This is a genomic window from Deefgea tanakiae (assembly GCF_019665765.1).
Lineage (GTDB): Bacteria > Pseudomonadota > Gammaproteobacteria > Burkholderiales > Chitinibacteraceae > Deefgea > Deefgea tanakiae.
In genome coordinates this window covers 660370-678065 of sequence record NZ_CP081150.1, presented here as the reverse complement: position 1 = coordinate 678065, position 17696 = coordinate 660370, and the positions used below count along the sequence as shown (strand labels likewise).

At 43.9% G+C, this 17696-nt stretch carries 18 protein-coding genes; 5 read left to right on the top strand and 13 right to left on the bottom strand.

Annotation, left to right across the window (positions count from 1 at the left end; all coding sequences use genetic code 11):
- The first annotated feature begins 46 nt into the window (after window positions 1–46).
- The 5 genes from K4H28_RS03210 (at window position 47) to K4H28_RS03190 (ending at window position 3275) form a co-directional block, all read left to right on the top strand.
- Window positions 47–247: a DUF2788 domain-containing protein gene (locus K4H28_RS03210; RefSeq protein WP_221007934.1), complete on the top strand. Its 201-nt coding sequence runs from the start codon at window positions 47–49 to the stop codon at window positions 245–247.
- Window positions 248–270: 23 nt separating this feature from the next.
- Window positions 271–582, top strand: coding sequence for a pyrimidine/purine nucleoside phosphorylase (ppnP, locus tag K4H28_RS03205; RefSeq protein ID WP_221006970.1), 312 nt, complete (start codon window positions 271–273; stop codon window positions 580–582).
- 81 nt (window positions 583–663) lie between these two features.
- Window positions 664–1158, top strand: coding sequence for a YajQ family cyclic di-GMP-binding protein (locus tag K4H28_RS03200; protein ID WP_221006969.1), 495 nt, complete (start codon window positions 664–666; stop codon window positions 1156–1158).
- Window positions 1159–1219: 61 nt separating this feature from the next.
- Window positions 1220–3034: a sensor domain-containing diguanylate cyclase gene (locus K4H28_RS03195; RefSeq protein ID WP_221006968.1), complete on the top strand. Its 1815-nt coding sequence runs from the start codon at window positions 1220–1222 to the stop codon at window positions 3032–3034.
- Window positions 3035–3104: 70 nt separating this feature from the next.
- Entirely contained in the window at window positions 3105–3275 is a 171-nt protein-coding gene (locus K4H28_RS03190; protein WP_221006967.1) for a DUF3149 domain-containing protein, read from the top strand.
- A gap of 2 nt (window positions 3276–3277) precedes the next feature.
- Here the strand turns inward: K4H28_RS03190 and K4H28_RS03185 are convergent, their stop codons facing one another.
- From K4H28_RS03185 to flgE, 13 genes are all read right to left on the bottom strand, one after another.
- Window positions 3278–4906 (bottom strand): ArnT family glycosyltransferase, encoded by a 1629-nt coding sequence (locus tag K4H28_RS03185; protein ID WP_221006966.1) that lies wholly within the window; start codon window positions 4904–4906, stop codon window positions 3278–3280.
- Between the two features lie 92 nt (window positions 4907–4998).
- Window positions 4999–5208 (bottom strand): 50S ribosomal protein L31, encoded by a 210-nt coding sequence (gene rpmE / locus K4H28_RS03180; RefSeq protein WP_221006965.1) that lies wholly within the window; start codon window positions 5206–5208, stop codon window positions 4999–5001.
- An 87-nt stretch (window positions 5209–5295) separates the two neighbouring features.
- Window positions 5296–6552, bottom strand: coding sequence for a transcription termination factor Rho (gene rho, locus K4H28_RS03175; RefSeq protein ID WP_221006964.1), 1257 nt, complete (start codon window positions 6550–6552; stop codon window positions 5296–5298).
- A gap of 134 nt (window positions 6553–6686) precedes the next feature.
- Window positions 6687–7013, bottom strand: a complete 327-nt coding sequence (gene trxA, locus K4H28_RS03170) for a thioredoxin TrxA (RefSeq protein WP_221006963.1) — start codon at window positions 7011–7013, stop codon at window positions 6687–6689.
- A gap of 109 nt (window positions 7014–7122) precedes the next feature.
- A complete protein-coding gene (gene radA / locus K4H28_RS03165; RefSeq protein WP_221006962.1) occupies window positions 7123–8478 on the bottom strand; it encodes a DNA repair protein RadA in 1356 nt (451 codons plus the stop codon).
- 59 nt (window positions 8479–8537) lie between these two features.
- Window positions 8538–9860 carry a flagellar hook-associated protein FlgL gene (gene flgL / locus K4H28_RS03160; protein ID WP_221006961.1) on the bottom strand — a complete coding sequence of 441 codons (1323 nt, stop codon included), beginning with the start codon at window positions 9858–9860 and terminating at the stop codon, window positions 8538–8540.
- A 25-nt stretch (window positions 9861–9885) separates the two neighbouring features.
- Window positions 9886–11907: a flagellar hook-associated protein FlgK gene (gene flgK / locus K4H28_RS03155; protein WP_221006960.1), complete on the bottom strand. Its 2022-nt coding sequence runs from the start codon at window positions 11905–11907 to the stop codon at window positions 9886–9888.
- A gap of 31 nt (window positions 11908–11938) precedes the next feature.
- Window positions 11939–12874 carry a flagellar assembly peptidoglycan hydrolase FlgJ gene (gene flgJ / locus K4H28_RS03150; protein WP_221006959.1) on the bottom strand — a complete coding sequence of 312 codons (936 nt, stop codon included), beginning with the start codon at window positions 12872–12874 and terminating at the stop codon, window positions 11939–11941.
- A 149-nt stretch (window positions 12875–13023) separates the two neighbouring features.
- Window positions 13024–14115 carry a flagellar basal body P-ring protein FlgI gene (locus tag K4H28_RS03145; RefSeq protein WP_221006958.1) on the bottom strand — a complete coding sequence of 364 codons (1092 nt, stop codon included), beginning with the start codon at window positions 14113–14115 and terminating at the stop codon, window positions 13024–13026.
- A 23-nt stretch (window positions 14116–14138) separates the two neighbouring features.
- Window positions 14139–14813, bottom strand: a complete 675-nt coding sequence (locus K4H28_RS03140; protein WP_255573605.1) for a flagellar basal body L-ring protein FlgH — start codon at window positions 14811–14813, stop codon at window positions 14139–14141.
- 1 nt (window position 14814) lies between these two features.
- Window positions 14815–15600 (bottom strand): flagellar basal-body rod protein FlgG, encoded by a 786-nt coding sequence (gene flgG / locus K4H28_RS03135; protein ID WP_221006957.1) that lies wholly within the window; start codon window positions 15598–15600, stop codon window positions 14815–14817.
- 16 nt (window positions 15601–15616) lie between these two features.
- Window positions 15617–16357: a flagellar basal body rod protein FlgF gene (locus K4H28_RS03130; protein WP_221006956.1), complete on the bottom strand. Its 741-nt coding sequence runs from the start codon at window positions 16355–16357 to the stop codon at window positions 15617–15619.
- A gap of 9 nt (window positions 16358–16366) precedes the next feature.
- Window positions 16367–17683 carry a flagellar hook protein FlgE gene (gene flgE / locus K4H28_RS03125; protein WP_221006955.1) on the bottom strand — a complete coding sequence of 439 codons (1317 nt, stop codon included), beginning with the start codon at window positions 17681–17683 and terminating at the stop codon, window positions 16367–16369.
- Window positions 17684–17696 lie beyond the last annotated feature (13 nt).

The following is a 17696-nucleotide window of genomic DNA, read 5'->3' as shown; positions in this document are numbered from 1 at the left end:
TTTTACACAAATGCAGAGAATAGCCATGCTTGACGCACTATTAGCAATGGATGAAGCGCAATTCACCACATTGTCAGTCACCATTTTGTGCAGTGGTTTAATGATCTATATGGGTTTCATTATCTACAATTTGGCCAAAGAATCGAAAGCCGGAAAGTTTGGTACGATCATGCTTTTTTTTGTTTTAGGCTTTGGCATGCTCGGTTTTATTGTAAAAGAAATTTTGACTAAAGTTTTAACCCATTAAATCTACATTTTAAGGATATGGAAATGAGCCAATTTGATAATGTTTCAGTATTGAAACAAGGCAATGTTTATTTTGACGGCAAATGCGTGAGCCACACAGTTGTTTTTGCTGACGGCAGCAAAAAAACGGTCGGCGTTATTTTACCTTCTAAACTCAACTTCAACACCGGCGCGCCGGAGATCATGGAAGTTATTGCCGGGGTATGCAATGTGACCTTATCTGGCGAAACGTCTACAAAGACATACTCTGCAGGCCAGTCTTTTGATGTACCAGGTAACTCGAGCTTTGATATCGAAACCACCGAAACACTGCATTACGTTTGCCATTTTGCCTAAATTGTAGACCACTCAAATCTAGCGCAGTGTTCTGCGCTAGATTCAGCAATCAATTCAATTCATATCCAAGTGAGCCTGATTATGCCTTCTTTCGACATTACCTCTGAAACCGATATGGTGGCACTAAAAAATGCGATTGATGTGGCCGCAAAAACCATCATTAATCGTTATGACTTTAAAGGCACGAGTGCTAAAGTTGAGCTTAACGAAAAAGATAAACTCATTACAATCAATGGCGATTCTGAGTTTCAACTCGACCAAATTAAAGACATTGTATTTCCAGCACTAGAGAAAAAAGAACCAGAAAGCAGCAAACGTCTAGAGCAAGGTGACATTCAAAAAGTTTCTGGCAATAAAGTAAAACAAGTTCTCACCATCAAAGATGGAATCGATAAAGAACTAGCCAAGAAAATTATCACTATCATTAAAGACTCGAAACTCAAAGTACAAACAGCGATTCAAGGCGACGAAGTGCGTGTAACCGGAAAGGATCGTGATATATTGCAAAGTGTCATCGCACTAATGCGCAAATCGGTCAGTGACTTTCCGCTGCAATATCAAAATTTCCGCGATTAATTTACGCTTTTGTATAAGGCTCAGCTAATATCAAGTATCTGATTGATGTTGGCTGATCTTCATGACTTGGCAGTCCAAAAAACCCATACTTGTCGCATTCTGCGCCCTTTTACTTGCAATTGGCATATTGTGGCTGCTCGCCGTTCAAGTCAGTAAATCCTACGATACCGAAATCAATCGTATTCAATCAGAAACCGAAAATATTGGCATTGCTGCCGAACAAGAGCTCATCGGTAAACTTGAGCTGATTAAAATAAAACAAAGCATTGCTGCTGAAAAAATTCAGCCAATTTTAGACAACGGCAAGCTCAACGCCAACGATACCGAGAAATTAAAAACGGTACTCGAGTATTTTTTAACACAGGTAAAAGACAGCCGTGCTGTTGGCATTATCAATTCAAGCCATGAAATCCTCTCCTCAGTAAGCACCGACGACCAGGACTTGTTAAGCGCATCAATTTTTGTACCATCAAAAACCGACGCCGTAGAAATGTTTAGCGCAAATGGAAGAAGTAATATCTATATCTCTCAGCGGCTTGATCCAACAAGCGAAGAATCAGCAAGTATTCTTTCAGCAATTAACGCCAATCAACTCATTAAAAAAATAAGCATACTCAAAAACAATAAACAAGCATCAATATTCCTGTTCGACAAAGATATAAAGCCACTCAAGAAAAACTTAGAAAAAATAAATATCACTAACCATCTTGCAGCCTTTCAATCTTTCATTCAATCAAATCAACAATCCAGTTCATTCACTATTAATAGCAAGACCCAGTCAACTCAAATTAATCTACGTAGAGTTGGCGATTCTGCACTATATATTGCTATTTTTAATCAAAACGAGAGTAATCTCTCCACATGGAAAAATAATACTATATTTTACATTATAGGTTGCATACTCATACAGGGGTTTTTATTACAAATACTCTATTCACTTGCTCGTGCTAAACGCATGAATCAGACCCTATTTCTAAAAGAAACCAAGCTGAGTGCAAGTGAAACCCGTTTTCGTCAAATGATTGAAGCGATGCCAATTGGACTTATCCTCGCCAGAAGACAAGACAATTTGATAGTTTATATCAACAAACCTGCGGCTAAAATTTTAGATATGCCGCAAGCTAGCGCACTCTCAAAACGAGCATTTAGTATTTATTCAAATGAAATGGATTTTACAAGCCAAACCAATCACGTTTTTGAATCTAAAACATCGCAAAGCATCGAGTGTATTTTAAAAAAAAATACTGGAGAGCCGTTCTGGGCGAATATTTCAATCTCAATGGTTGATGTTGCCGACACTCAAACGTTATTAATTGGGATTGTCGACATCAGCGAACAGAAAAAATTAGAAGCTGATTTGAAACACCAAGCGACCATCGATCATTTATCAGGTCTTTATAATCGTGCCCACTTTATCAACTCATCGAATAAAGAAATCCAAAGGATCCAACGACACAAGAAGAATGCAAGCTTGTTAATGCTAGATATCGATCATTTCAAACGAGTTAATGATAACCATGGACACGACGCTGGTGATCTCGTGATACAAATCATCGCCTTAACCTGCCAAGAGACCTTGCGCGATATTGATATCGTAGGCCGATTAGGCGGAGAGGAATTTGCTGCACTTCTACCTGAAACATCAGCTCACGAAGCACTAAACGTTGCCGAACGATTACGTATTGCCATCGAAAAACGAGCTATCAAGCTAAAAAGTGGTCAAATCATCAACATCACTAGCAGCATCGGAGTAACTGAGGTCACGCCCAACGATGCCATCATTGATATTGCACTAAAGCGTGCTGATTTAGCGATGTATTCGTCGAAAAACAATGGCCGTAATCAAGTTCAATACTTTGATACCACTCAAGAATAAACAATTGATATTGATCAACATATCCAAGCATGAAATACGATTAGATATCGTAAACATCAAGGAGAACCATATGTTGAACTCACCACTAGGCGTTATTCTTTCTTCCACTGTCGGCATATTAAGTTTATTTACCATTGGATTTGTTATCGCAATGGCAATCTACCTCTATATCTATGTGCAGCGCCATATTAAAGCTGAGCTAGCAGATGAAAATTTAATCAATAAACAAAACAAGCAATAAGCCTATTTTGCGTGGAGACTAAAGTTTTCTTTTTGATCACCTAGGCGATGCCCACTCCATAGCACTGTGGGGGTGGCCGCCGGCTTTTCTGCGGTCTGCTTTATGTACAAGGGACAGTGATTACCAGACTTTGCATCAAGCTGTAACTCAGTAAAATACACTAAGGCAGCAGTTGGGTCTTTTGCAATAGCGCTAACATCAATGCATTGCCCCTCTTGACCTTGCATAAATGCGGATAGGCTTTCGGCGACCGGACGATATGATTTGCCAGCATCAATCCAGCTTTGAAATAAACCAACCAATAGACCAATCACTAGTGTTAAGCCACTCGTCCAATTAGTCAGGGCACGGCGGCCTAATGGTTGCTTGCGAAACAACACCCTGCCCCATATTGCCGTAACCAAAAGCGCAAATACAAAACCCCATGTCGGCCAAGGCATATTGGCATCATTAAAACGAGTAAAATAATTCACTAACGCCAGTGGTGTTTCAGCCACCAAAGACATCCAAACAAACCATACCAAGAATGCAGCGAAACCCAAAGTCACTAAACTAAACCAATTAAATGAAGCAGCAGCCCCCCTCCTCAATTCGTCAACACCACCTGTCGCTAACAAAGCCAATGGAACTAGCAGCGGCAAAACCAGTGCCTCGCTCTGATGAATTGCCAGCATCACAAAAAGTGCTTTAGCCAGCAAGACACTTAGCAAAAGCTGCCAACGTGGCTGACTTAACTCTTTACGAAATAAATAGACGGACCACGCAGCCAGTGGCAAAGCTGGCCAAGAAAACCAAAGGAGCACCGCAGGTAAGAAGCCAAAAGAGTAGCCAATAGCAAATGATCGAGCACCGCCAAAAGCCCCCCACGCATAATAGCGCCACCAGACTTGAAACAACTCATTGGAGTGCGTCTTGAGCGAATAACCCCATAGCGCAGCAATCGGTATCGAAATGAGTATTGCGGTAATTAATGTGATGAGATAACTAAATTTTCGCCACTGAGGGAAAACAAAAAGGAAAACGGCAAATAGCACAGCAAATAGTGCGTCAGCCCAACTCGCCCCCGTCAGTAGTACGATAAAAACGCCAGCCAGAATAATTCCAGCTCTAAGTGGCTTTTTTATTGCCAATGCAAGTGCATACACATACCACGCAAAGCCTGTGAGTAGAACGACAGCTGGCGAAATATGATGGCCCCAGAGTGGCAAGCCCAAGCAACCAAGCAGTATCACGACGGACAGTCGACCACTACGGCGACCAAATAGTTCACGCCCAGCCAATCCAACGCCCCACAAGCCCAGCGCCATCCACAAGCCTGTACTCAGTCTAGCCGCATCATGTGGAGCAACACCAATCCAAGATAAAGCATTAACAAATAAGGTTGCAACCCAAAAATAGAGCGGTGCTTGACTGAACTGGGGCACACCTGCAATTGATGCAATCGTCCAGTTAGAATTGTGCATAAAGTACGACGTAATCGCCATACTAACATTTTCATCGGGCTTCCATGGATCATGCCCTACCAAACCAGGAATAAGCCAAAAACAACAAAGCAATAGCAACAACCAAGGCTTATCTTGACCTTTTGCTGGATTGATTGGGACATCGAGTGGAGCTTGGTATGTCAGCATTTCATGTTCAACAAGTTATTTGCAATAATTTTGGCATATACAAATAAAAAAAGGCAGCTTTAAAGCTGCCTTTTTTTATTTCTTAAACTAAATTAGCGCGAAAAACGAGCAAATTTAGAATTGAATTTCTCAATACGACCAGCCGTATCAACGATTTTTTGCTTGCCAGTGTAGAATGGGTGGCATTCAGAGCAAACCTCAACGTGCAAGTCTTTGCCTAAAGTAGACGCAGTTTTGAATGCGCTACCGCAAGAACATGTCACATTGATTTCTTTGTAATTTGGGTGAATATCTGCTTTCATGATTTTTCCTTTAGGGTACGGGCGCCGGGGATTTGCCGACGCTGCAAAGTATGGGATTATCGCAAAACAACACCCATACTGCAAGAATTAACGACGCATCGAATCAAAAAAGTCCAGGTTCGACTTGGTTGATTTGAGCTTGTCCATCAAAAACTCCATCGCCTCAAGGTCATCCATAGGATATAGCAGCTTACGCAACACCCAGATACGTTGCAATTGCTCAGGCTTAATCAATAACTCTTCGCGGCGAGTGCCTGATTTGTTGATATTAATAGCAGGGAAAATTCGCTTTTCAGCCATGCGGCGATCAAGCTGTATTTCATTATTACCTGTACCTTTAAACTCTTCGTAAATCACATCATCCATACGGCTACCAGTATCAACCAGAGCTGTCGCGATAATTGTCAAGCTACCACCCTCTTCAATGTTGCGAGCGGCACCAAAGAAACGTTTCGGGCGTTGCAAGGCATTTGCATCAACACCACCAGTCAATACTTTACCTGACGATGGGACAACCGTATTGTACGCACGAGCTAAACGCGTAATAGAATCAAGCAAGATGACAACGTCTTTTTTATGCTCAACTAAGCGCTTGGCTTTTTCAATTACCATCTCAGCCACTTGCACATGGCGCGTTGCAGGCTCATCAAATGTAGATGAGACAACTTCCCCTTTCACTGAGCGCAACATCTCTGTCACTTCTTCTGGTCGCTCATCAATTAGCAAGACAATCATGACAACTTCTGGATGATTCGCCGTTATTGCATGCGCGATGTGCTGCAGCATAACGGTTTTACCCGTTTTAGGCGGAGCAACCAACAGTGCACGCTGACCTTTACCAATTGGCGCCATCAGATCGATAACTCGACCCGTAATATTCTCTTCTGCGCGAATGTCGCGTTCTAATTTAAGTCGCTCAGTAGGGAATAGTGGCGTTAAATTTTCAAACAGGATTTTATGCTTAGACGCTTCTGGCGCATCGCTATTAACACGGTCAACTTTAACCAAAGCAAAATAGCGTTCACCATCTTTAGGAATACGAATCTCACCCTCGATCGAATCACCCGTGTGCAAGTTGAATCGACGAATTTGGCTTGGGCTAACGTAGATATCATCAGGCCCAGCAAGATATGATGTATCTGGGCTACGCAAGAATCCAAAACCATCGGGCAAGACTTCTAAAGTACCCTCCCCGAAGATGCTCTCCCCTTTTTTTGCACGATTTTTCAGCAATGCAAAAATTAAATCTTGCTTGCGCATGCGGTTGGCACCGTCAATTTCAAAACTAATCGCCATTTCGACTAATTCAGTGACGTGCAGATGTTTTAGATCGGACAAATGCATAAATAATTACGCTTAAAATATAATAAAGGGGAGGTCGTACGGATGTTCTAGAAGGGGTAAGCTGTTATGTGATATGCATTGAGCACATCACATAACCTTACTTTTTTGAAGCGTATATTGATTTGTCTTCAGTGTCAAATATTACTATCAATAAATGCAGTCAGTTGCGATTTAGATAAAGCACCAACCTTAGTTGACTTCACTTCACCACCAACAAACAGCATTAAAGTTGGAATACCACGAATGCCGAACTTAGGTGGGGTAGCTTGGTTTTCGTCAATATTAAGCTTGGTAATCTTAAGTTTGCCAGCATACTCAACAGCAACATCTTCCAATATTGGCGCAATCATCTTGCAAGGACCGCACCATTCTGCCCAGTAGTCGACCAATACAGGAACTTGGGCTTGCAATACTTCTGCTTCAAATGTCGCATCAGTGACATTAACAATATTTTCACTCATTGAGGTCTCCAGTTTCTCACGTTAGGCGCTAAAGCCAAGAATTGCGCCATTATGCATGGCAGTATTATTATTTAATGCGGCCAAAAATATAAATTTCAAGGACTTAATCTTAAAAAGCTGCTGCAACAGCCTCATCTAAGCGGTCAACAGCAGTCACCGTCATTCCCTCTATCGCTTGCCGAGGTCGATTCGCTTTAGGAACAATAGCATGAGTAAACCCCAGTTTAGCAGCTTCTTTCAAGCGCTCCTGACCCCGCTGTACTGGGCGCACCTCTCCCGCCAAACCAACCTCACCAAAGACCACCATTTTTGCTGGGAGTGGCTTATTTTTTAACGATGACACAATCGCAATTAACATCGCTAAATCTGCAGCCGGCTCAGAGATTCGCACACCGCCAACCGCATTGATAAAAACATCTTGGTCAAAAGCAACAATACCCGCATGGCGATGCAATACCGCCAACAGCAATGCCAATCGATTTTGTTCAACCCCCACGGCTAAACGCTTTACTTGTGGAGAATGTGCATCATCGACTAAAGCTTGAACTTCCACCAGCATCGGTCGAGTTCCTTCTTGTGTGACCATGACACAAGAACCCGCAACAGGTTCTGCATGCTGACTCAAAAACATCGCAGATGGATTTGATACCTCGCGCAATCCTTTATCCGTCATGGCAAACACACCTAGCTCATTCACGGCACCAAAACGGTTTTTAATGGCTCGAATTAAGCGAAAACTTGAATGCGTGTCGCCTTCAAAGTACAGCACAGCATCAACGATATGCTCTAACACGCGCGGCCCCGCAATAGCACCATCCTTGGTGACATGGCCGACTAACAATACCGAAGTACCGTGTCGTTTAGCGAACCGCGTCAACTGGGATGAACACTCTCTCACCTGTGCCACACTGCCCGGTGCACTGGTTAAAGCCTCTGTGAACATCGTTTGGATTGAATCAATCACAACGACTTTAGGCCCCTCATTGGAAAGGGCTAATAGGATTTTTTCTAGGCTAATTTCTGGGTACAAACGAACTTTTGCCGTTGGCACGCCCAATCGACGTGCACGCAATGCAATTTGCTGCGCAGATTCTTCACCACTCACATAAAGCACTGCCTGAGTTTCAGATAGTTTTGCCAACGCCTGCAGCAGTAGTGTTGACTTACCAATACCTGGATCACCACCAATCAGAACCACACCGCCAGGCACCAAGCCACCGCCAAGCACACGATCTAGCTCATCCATTTGCGTTGGAATGCGTGGAACCTCTTCCGCATTCACTTCGGATAAGTTTTTAATTGCACCATCTGCCGCCAACGACTGAAAACGCCCACTGGCGACTTTGGTTTCCATGATACTTTCTTCCAGCGTATTCCAGTCACCGCATTGCGGGCACTGCCCCTGCCACTTCGGTGAAATGCCACCACATATACGGCACACAAAGTTTGTTTTAGCTTTACTCATAAGATCCAAATTAAAACGGCCCGCAAAGCGAGCCGTTTATTAAAAATGATGCGCACCTGTCAAATATACTTGAATAAGCTGAGATCTTGAACCTGAGCAAACGTCTTTCTTGTTGCATCCAACAGCATTTGGTTCTGCGCAAAATCACTCAAAGCAGCTGCATAATCCAAATCCTGTAAACCGGAAAGTGTTTTTGAATACTGCAGCTTCAAATCCTCTGTCGTATCTTTTACCGAGTCAGTTTCCAACATTCGAGAGCCTAAAGAAGCTTGGGATGTCAGAATATTTCCTAAGGAGTTTGATAGATCCGATAAGGCCGTGTTTAATTGATTTTGAAAAGCAGCCGCTCCTGCCGAACCTGATTGATATGAATTTAATGCAGAAGACAAGGCACCAATTGTTGCGAACAAATCAACATTGGTACTTGCCTTCACTGAGAACTGATCACTAGCAGCAGGACTGCCTTTGACATTCATTTTCACACCATAATCCCAAGCAGGTACAACACCAGGATCTGAGGCTAGTTTTTTAAATTCAATATCAGCGTTTTCCACATAGACGCGCGGCAGAGGACTACCAGCAGCGCGCGGAACAGTCGCCCCATCAATTAAAGACAAATTGCTTGTGGTATTGATTAAGTCGTACGTGGTAATTGTTTTGCCCGCATTTGCTGGATCAGGCAAAGTTTGAAACTGAATACGGAAGTCTCTTGGAGCTGGAGCAAGTTGCCATTTATTTGGATCGCCAACCTCACCAGGACTGACAATACCGCTACCAGTGTTTGCTGGATTATATGCAGTGACAAATGTACCATTACCATTTTTAATTTTTTGAAATATATCGCTACCAGCCTCAGAAATAGGAAGTTGGCGCCCATCTGATATTTGCACCAATCGTTTACCACTATCTCCATTGTAATTCACCTGACCAAATGCAGTTTCAGAAAATGGCTTTGTATCGCCATTAAATCCAGAAAACAAGTAATTACCTTGGCCGTCAGTGGTGTTTGCCAGACCTAAAAGCTCTTGATAGCGACCTTGTAACTCAGCATCTTGCATTTTCTTTTCAGAGGCCGTTAATGCGGGGTTACCTGCGGCCACTGCTAATTGCTGAATATTTTGAATTGCAGCTGTAACTTGATTCAAAGTAGATTCACTCAAGCGCATAAAAGAATCAGCAGTAGAACTATTGGTTGCATATTGCTCATTAATTGATTTAGCTTGAGAAATATCCAAGACACGAGCAGATGCAATTGGATCATCTGCAGGTGTCAAAATTTTACGCATCGAAGATAGTTGAGCTTGCAATTTTGCTTGATCGGCTTGATGCCGTTGCAATGAATTACTACCCATATTAAATAAAGTCGTTGTGGCGATTCGCATTTCAATTCCTCCTAACTTAAGTCGCTTAGCGGCCTAAATTAATAATTTCATCAAATGCTTTTTGGGCAATCTGAATTACTTTACTTGAAGCTTGATAAGCCTGTTGGTAACGAAGTAAATTAGCGGCCTCTTCGTCTAAATTCACAGCAGATACAGAGTCTCGACTACTTTCTGCACTCAGTAATAATTTGTCTTGTGCTTTACCCATAATGGTTGCTTCGTTTGTTTGTGTACCAATTGTGGCCACCATACGCCCGTACGACTCTTGATATGTAGCCGTATTGCCATCCAAAACACGACTAGTTTGCAGTTTGCCTAATGCCAAAGCATTGCGATTATCAGCAACTGCAGTGCTTGAATTTTTTTGAACTGTTACGCTGTCGCCACTGGCAGGCAGACCATCCAACTTCATAGTCCAACCATTGTAGCTAATCGTGTCCCCAGCTTTATAGGGCACATTCCCTGTAACTGCGGGCACAGCACCCGTTACCGTAAAGGCCATACCAGAAGGAACAACTGATGCGTCAGGTGTGAATGTCAATGTGACGGGGGTAAAAATGTTTGCATTGAGTGAGCTATCCGTTGTTACAGAGGTTTGAGCAACTACATCTGGTTGTGAAACTTTTAAAGTACCTGTATTGACTGCAGCAGGCGCTTTAGGCTCAACAGCGGAAACAGGGCCAGCTGCCGCGATCTCACGAGGGTCAGAGGTTTTTATTGCAAGCTGATCAATAAATCCTTTCAATGGCATCAACGTAAAGCGGTCCCCTGCTGCCGGCGTAGCCGTTAAAGAAAGTGTTAACCCTGTTGAACTTGTAAATCCAGCTGGCGTTGTCAATGCGGCTGCTTCTGCGGGATTTAGCGTGTACTTACTGCCATCACTCAAATTTGCTAATGCATAATTAGTACCGTCAAAAGATAGCTCATAATTATTGGTTGTTAGCTTTGAAATATCTTGAATATAGCCAGTTAGACTCGCGGTTGCAGGCACTGCGTTATTTGCATTTGGTCTAATAACACCTAACTTAGGAGCATCGATGCCAACGCCCAAATTCGTTGTTGGAAACGACCAAAAATCTCGCCCTAAATTACCATTCAAATCTTGCCCAGCTTTATGCTGTTGATTAAATGCATTAGCCATAGCTAAGGCTGTGCGCTCAAGGCTATTTTGCGCCAAATCTAAAGACTGGCGTCGATAATCAAGCAAAGCGCCAAGTTGACCACCATTGACTAGATTATCGGGCAATAAAATAGAAGTGCCATTCTGCTCGTAAGTGATAGATAAACTTTCAGGGTCTGCTGGATTAGGAACTGCGCCTAAGGTATAGGTCTGAGAGCCGACCACTAACCCTTGACCATTACCAACAAACAAGTTAATAGAACCATCGCTCAATGGCAAGGAAGTTGTTTTAATTAATTTATTTAAATCTCGTACCAATAAATCACGTTGGTCAAGTAAGTCATTAGGTGGTTGGCCACTACTTTGTGCCACGACAATTTTATTATTCAGATCACCCACTTGGGCTGCGTATGCATTGATGCTACTTACAGTATTACCAATCTCACCATTGAGCGCTGCACGTTGCTCATTAAGTCGTTGAGAAAATACTTGAAAGCGATTTAATAAAGTCTGAGCACTCGATAGCATAGCTTGTCGAGATGGCGGATTTGCAGGATTAGTCGCTACGTTTTGTACAGAAGAAAAAAAATCTTGCATCGCAGGTGAAACACCCGCCGTCGGATCGGCAACGATATTATTAATTTCAGACAAGTGAGACAAGCGTGTTTTTTGATAGCTAGATTGTGTTTGGGCAACTTCAACGGCTTTAGTCAAAAATTGATCATAAACACGTACGATCGAATCGACTTTCACACCTAAACCATTAAAACCGCTGCCAGCAAGTTGCGGATAAGGCGCGCTTTGCCGAATACCTTGGCGCGAAAAACCAACTGTATTTACATTGGCGATATTATGCCCTGTGGTGGTCAAACCCAAATTAGCGGCATTTAAGCCCGATACACCAATTCCAAATACAGATGAGGCCATGATTCTTTACTCCTATACTAACTTATCGGCGTTAAGCGCCCAGTCTTGAGTTATTTACGCCTAAACGGGCTGCGACACTATCAGCAACGCGGGCCAATTTTTGTGCATATTGTGGGTCTGTCGCATAGCCATCTTTGGCTAATGCTTTGGCAAAACCAACTGCATCGCTACCCTGCCCCAAAGCATCACCAAAGCGTCTTTTCATTACTGAGCCATAATCTGCAAATGCCTCAGCATAAGAATCATAGGCTCTGAACTTTTCAACCCTCTTTTGCGAAATACCATCTACAAATTCGGTAGTCAGCACATCGGTGGTTTTACCTTTCCAGCTAGCTCCAGCTTTGATGCCAAAAACATTAAATGAATCTTTGCCTGAGGCATCATTAATAGTTTTCTTTCCCCAGCCAGTTTCTAATGCAGCATGTGCAAGAAGAACATGCGGCGCGACGCCCAAATCAGACGCGGTATTTTTGGCTGCATCGCTGAGTTTGCCTAAAAAGTCGCTCGCAGTTGAAACAACCCGGTCGGCAATACTCGGTAAAGTAGCGGCAGATTTTGCCGTGATCGCATGTGGTTTATTAGTTGAAGAGTAATCAAATGCACGATCCTGGAATGGATTCGGTGCTCGATGCAAAGGCTGGTTTAATAGACTAGGGTTTTGCTGAACTTGAATTTGACGTGCAATCATATCGGCCAAGCCTAAACTACCCTTGCTGGACCACATTTGAGTGAGCTGCTGATCATGCATGCCGCGAAACATTTCCACGCCACTACTTTGATTCATGCCATCAGTTGGGCTTGCTGAGCGCATTGCGGAGAGCATTTGCTGCATTAAAAGCGCTTCAAATTGCTGAGCGACCGCTTTTGTACCCTCGGCAGAGTCTGCACGATTCGCCGCGCGAATTTTATTCACTGCTGTTGGGTCTATTGCTAGTGTGTTTTGAATCGCATTGCTAGCAGACTTCATGATACGGCCTCATTGCTCAGATTCCCTTGGTGATGAAAATCTAAAGCAAGGAGCGTGCCGACATTGGAGGGAGGAAAATAAATAATTAAAAAAACAACAGTATTTTACTGGGAGCTAATAAATTCAATTACCGCACGGCAATACATGGACTAAATTACTTCAAGCACCGCATTTAACGCCCCAGCAGCCTTCATGGCTTGCAATATAGCGAGTAAATCTTGCGGCGTGGCCCCCACTGAGTTGAGTGCACGAACAACCTGATTCAATGATGTGGCTTTCGGCAACTTAACGATAGGGCCTTTACCCGTTTCAATATCAACTTCAGCATTCTGAACTCGCTTGGGACGCCCGCCCACAACGGCATTCGGCTGAGCGACTTGATTATCTGCAATAATAGTTACCGTCAAATTGCCATGCGCAATCGCACAAGCATCAACCGTGACAGCTTGATTCATTACGACTGAACCTGTCCGAGCATTAATAATCACTTTAGGATTGACTGGAGCAGGAATCACATCAATCGTTTCTAATCGCGCTAAAAAGGCCACGCGCTGATTTGGATCTTGCGGCGCACGAACTTGAATTACACGACCATCCAGCGCAGTTGCTACCGCACCAATTTGGCTATTAATTGCATTCACGACACGACTTGCTGTCGAAAAATCAGTTTGCAGTAACTCAAGCTGAACAAACTCACCATTACCAAGCAAAGTCGGTACTGCGCGCTCGACCGTTGCACCACCAGGTATCAAGCCAGTTGCAAGCTGGTTAACTTGAACACTCGTACCCGCTGCGGCGGCCCCCGCCCCCGCAACCACTAAATTACCTTGAGCCATCGCATAAATTTGGCCATCGGCCCCCTTCAATGGCGCCATCAATAATGCACCGCCTCGCAAACTTCGCGCGTTACCTATTGATGACACCACAACATCAATTGGCTGACCAGGACGAGCAAACGGCGGCAAAGTGGCGGTAACAGTCACTGCCGCAACGTTTTTTAACTGCAAATTACCACCCGCAGGGACTTGAATCCCCATGTTAGTGAGCATATTAATGATCGATTGCACAGTGAAAGGAGTTTGGGTCGTTTGATCGCCGGTGCCATCTAAACCCACCACCAAGCCATAGCCCGCCAGCTGATTGTTTCGCACCCCGGCAAAGCTAGCCAGTTGCTTAAGTGGCTCTGCCATAGCTGGCAAAGCCAAGCAGCACATTAATCCAGCAACAATCCAGCGGCGCATACAACATCCTTTTCTAAACTGCATCAAAACGGCCATACCGACATGAATGCACGCTGCATCCAGCCCATTGTATTGGCATCTGCAATTGCACCTTGCCCGACCTGTTCAATGCGTGCATCAGCCACTCGTGTTGACGAAATCGTGTTTCCCGCGCGAATATCATTGGGATTAATCACGCCCGTAAAACGGATTAAACTAGTTTGTCCATTTACTGCAACTTGCTTTTCACCACCAATGGTGAGATTACCGTTCGCCAGTACATCCACCACTGTTACAGCAATCGTTCCTCTAAATGTATTCGAGCTATTCGTTTGACCTTTACCTGCAAACGTATTTTCCGAAGTCACATCTGCGCTCGCATTCAACATTTTATTTATAAATGAAGGCATGTACGGCAAATCAGTCGTGCCACCCAAAGCTAAAGTACCACTTCTATTGGCGCCACTATTTGCAGAATTAACCGCAGATAGATTTTCTTCAATATTGATAATCACCACATCACCAATACGCCGTGCGTTTGGCTCTTGAAACAATAGTTTGGCCGTATTTGCTTGAAAAATAGAACCATTATTATTATGCGTTACAACATCCTGCTGAGGTCGTGCAGTGACTGGTTGCGTGACAATGGACTGTGGTGCAACACAAGCACTTAAGCCAAGTACAAGCAATAACGAACAAATTAAACGTAAGTTAATCAATTTATAAAGTACCTAGTTTCTGTAGCATTTCATCTGAAGTACGAACTGAGCGTGAATTCATTTCATAAGCGCGTTGCGCCTGAATCATATTAATCAGCTCCTCTGTTACGTTAACATTAGATGCTTCAACATAGCCTTGGTTAATCGCGCCCAAGCCATTGGTTCCTGGCGTACCAACAGTAGGCGCACCACTTGCTGCCGTTTCGAGGAAGAAATTTTCACCCACCGCTTGCAAACCCGGTGGGTTGATAAATGTGGCTAACTGAATATTGCCTAATTGCACTGGAGCAGCTGTGTCATTATTAATAATGGCGGAAACAGTACCATCTTTAGCGATTGTGACTTTCGTTGTACCTTGTGGCACTTGTAAAGCGGGCTGTAATGGGTAGCCACTTGATGTCACCACTGCACCCTGGCTATCCACTTGAAATGAACCATCACGTGTATAGGCTGTTGTGCCATCAGGCTTAGCGATTTGGAAGAAACCTTGCCCATTAATGGCCATATCCAATGCACCATCAGTCAGTTGCAAGCTGCCTTGCATAAATTGCCGCGCCGTTGCCACGGGGCGCACACCTGTGCCCACATCCAAACCAGTAGGTAATTGAGTTTGCTGACTACTTGCTGCGCCAGGTTGACGTAGATTTTGGTAAAGTAAATCTTCGAATACTGGACGTTCCCGCTTAAAGCCGTTCGTACTCACGTTCGCCAAATTATTGGAAATTACATCCACATTAAACTGCATGGCATCCATGCCCGTTTTACCGGTCCAGAGCGAGCGAATCATAGTTACTTATCCTATTTTAACCATTCAACGTGAGTAAAGAAGCTGCCGAGCGCGAGTTCTGTTCTGCTGTTTGTAGTAATTTAATTTGCATATCGTAATGACGCTGCGTCGAAATCATATTCACTAATTGATCGACTGCATTCACATTACTGCCTTCAACGCCACGAATAGCCAAACGAACGTTAGCATCCGCCTGTGCCGCTTCGCCATTACGTCGACGGAACAAACCATCCAAACCTTTTTCCATCTCACCAGCAGGGGGATTAACTAGCTTCAATCTACCCACTTCAACTGTTTGCGCTGGATTACTCAAATCCACAGCAGAGACCGTGCCATCAGCAGCAATAGATGGCTGGGTATTCTCGGGAATAGTCAGTGGGCCATTTTCGCCCTCAACCACTTGACCTGTGAACGTTTTTAACAAACCCGTTGCATCAACTGCAAAACTGCCATTACGGGTATAGGCTTCGCCAGTCGCACTTTGCACTGCAAACCAGCCCTCACCCATTAGGGCGGCATCGAGTTCACGACCCGTTTGCTGAAAAGCACCATTTGTTAAATCGGCTCCAGTTCCTTGCTCAATGGCAAATGCTCTTGTCGATAAGCCAGGTCCACCCAAAACAGGGATGGCTCGAAAAGCAGCCAAATCCGCGCGAAAACCCGTCGTCGCAGTGTTAGCCAAATTATTTGCAACAATAGACTGACGAAACTCAGCTTGCTTCGCTCCAGTCATCGCGACATAAATCAGACGATCCATATCAGCCTATTAACGCAAGTTAACGATGGTTTGCAAAATGGTATCCTGCGCTTTAATCGTTTGTGAGTTGGCTTGGTAATTACGTTGAGCGGTGATTAAGTTCACCAATTCGCTCGTTAAATCGACATTTGAATCTTCTACTGCAGCAGATTGCAATGCCCCCGTACTACCTGAACCGGGCGCATTAGTTAACGGTTGGCCAGAAGAGGAAGACTCAGCCCAGCGATTATCACCGAGCGGCTGTAAACCTTGCACATTGGTAAATGAAGACAGAACAACTTGCGCAACATTTCGCGTTTGGCCATTCGAATAGCGCCCTTGCACCATACCGTCTTTATTCACAGAAATACCCGTCAAAATACCGTCGGTATAACCATCTTGGGTTAATGAACTAACGGAATATGGGCTACCAAATTGAGTGGATTTATCAAAAAACATTTGAAAATTCAATCCATTGGAGCCGTTATTTAGTGTCGCGGCGGAAACATTAAACGTTGAACCTCCAACTGGCAAACCAATCGGTCGGCCATTAGCGTCAAAAGTAAGCCCTGTCGATAAAGGGGCAACAGCTGGTACTTGTGCACCTAAAGTACCATTGGCATTCACATCTTTGCCATCTAGAGCATATCGAATCGTCCATGTACTCGTTGGCGGGACAGTTGGCACGGCAGGAGGAACATCTCTGCGAAAATAGAAGGTTTGTGTATGGGTGCCACCCAAAGAATCGAACACAGTAGCCGACGTTGAGTAGTTATAAGTTGTTGGATCTGTCGATGAAAACAAAGTCGTTGCAGGGATTACTTTGTCGTTGGCATTTAAATTCAGGCCTAGATTTAAACCCGCGCCAGTGACACCAGAACCACCCGTTGGTCGCGCCCCGATATTTGAGAATTGAAGTTGAATCGGTTGCGGTGTTGAGCCTGCTAAAACCTGACCAGTACCTTGATCGACCGGCCAACCAGTCAAAAACTGCGTGTTATTTACAATATATCCATTTTTATCCAACTGAAACTGGCCGTTACGCGCATAGCTAATCGTCCCAGTCGGATCTTGCATCCGAAAAAAACCATTTCCAGTAATCGCAATATCAAGCGGACTATTGGTCGATGTAGTATTACCCTGCCCAAACTGCTGAGCAATAGTCTGATTTTTTGCACCAATACCAGCGATATTGCTAGAAGAGCCAAATGTACTCGCATAAATATCAGAAAATTCAGCACGTGAACCTTTAAACCCCACCGTGCTTGTGTTCGCAACATTATTACCAATCACATCGAGACTTTTTGCCGAAGCACCTAAACCACTCAAGCCTTGTTGAAAACCCATGATATTCCCCTAA

Bases quoted from the DNA above. Each gene is read 5' to 3' on its own strand.
- rho (WP_221006964.1), bottom strand. From the start codon at position 6,552: ATGCATTTGTCCGATCTAAAACATCTGCACGTCACTGAATTAGTCGAA.
- K4H28_RS03195 (WP_221006968.1), top strand. From the start codon at position 1,220: ATGACTTGGCAGTCCAAAAAACCCATACTTGTCGCATTCTGCGCCCTT.
- K4H28_RS03145 (WP_221006958.1), bottom strand. From the start codon at position 14,115: ATGCGCCGCTGGATTGTTGCTGGATTAATGTGCTGCTTGGCTTTGCCA.
- trxA (WP_221006963.1), bottom strand. From the start codon at position 7,013: ATGAGTGAAAATATTGTTAATGTCACTGATGCGACATTTGAAGCAGAA.
- K4H28_RS03185 (WP_221006966.1), bottom strand. From the start codon at position 4,906: ATGCTGACATACCAAGCTCCACTCGATGTCCCAATCAATCCAGCAAAA.
- flgL (WP_221006961.1), bottom strand. From the start codon at position 9,860: ATGCGAATCGCCACAACGACTTTATTTAATATGGGTAGTAATTCATTG.
- K4H28_RS03130 (WP_221006956.1), bottom strand. From the start codon at position 16,357: ATGGATCGTCTGATTTATGTCGCGATGACTGGAGCGAAGCAAGCTGAG.
- radA (WP_221006962.1), bottom strand. From the start codon at position 8,478: ATGAGTAAAGCTAAAACAAACTTTGTGTGCCGTATATGTGGTGGCATT.
- flgJ (WP_221006959.1), bottom strand. From the start codon at position 12,874: ATGAAGTCTGCTAGCAATGCGATTCAAAACACACTAGCAATAGACCCA.
- rpmE (WP_221006965.1), bottom strand. From the start codon at position 5,208: ATGAAAGCAGATATTCACCCAAATTACAAAGAAATCAATGTGACATGT.
- flgG (WP_221006957.1), bottom strand. From the start codon at position 15,600: ATGATTCGCTCGCTCTGGACCGGTAAAACGGGCATGGATGCCATGCAG.
- flgE (WP_221006955.1), bottom strand. From the start codon at position 17,683: ATGGGTTTTCAACAAGGCTTGAGTGGTTTAGGTGCTTCGGCAAAAAGT.
- K4H28_RS03190 (WP_221006967.1), top strand. From the start codon at position 3,105: ATGTTGAACTCACCACTAGGCGTTATTCTTTCTTCCACTGTCGGCATA.
- ppnP (WP_221006970.1), top strand. From the start codon at position 271: ATGAGCCAATTTGATAATGTTTCAGTATTGAAACAAGGCAATGTTTAT.
- flgK (WP_221006960.1), bottom strand. From the start codon at position 11,907: ATGGCCTCATCTGTATTTGGAATTGGTGTATCGGGCTTAAATGCCGCT.
- K4H28_RS03210 (WP_221007934.1), top strand. From the start codon at position 47: ATGGATGAAGCGCAATTCACCACATTGTCAGTCACCATTTTGTGCAGT.
- K4H28_RS03200 (WP_221006969.1), top strand. From the start codon at position 664: ATGCCTTCTTTCGACATTACCTCTGAAACCGATATGGTGGCACTAAAA.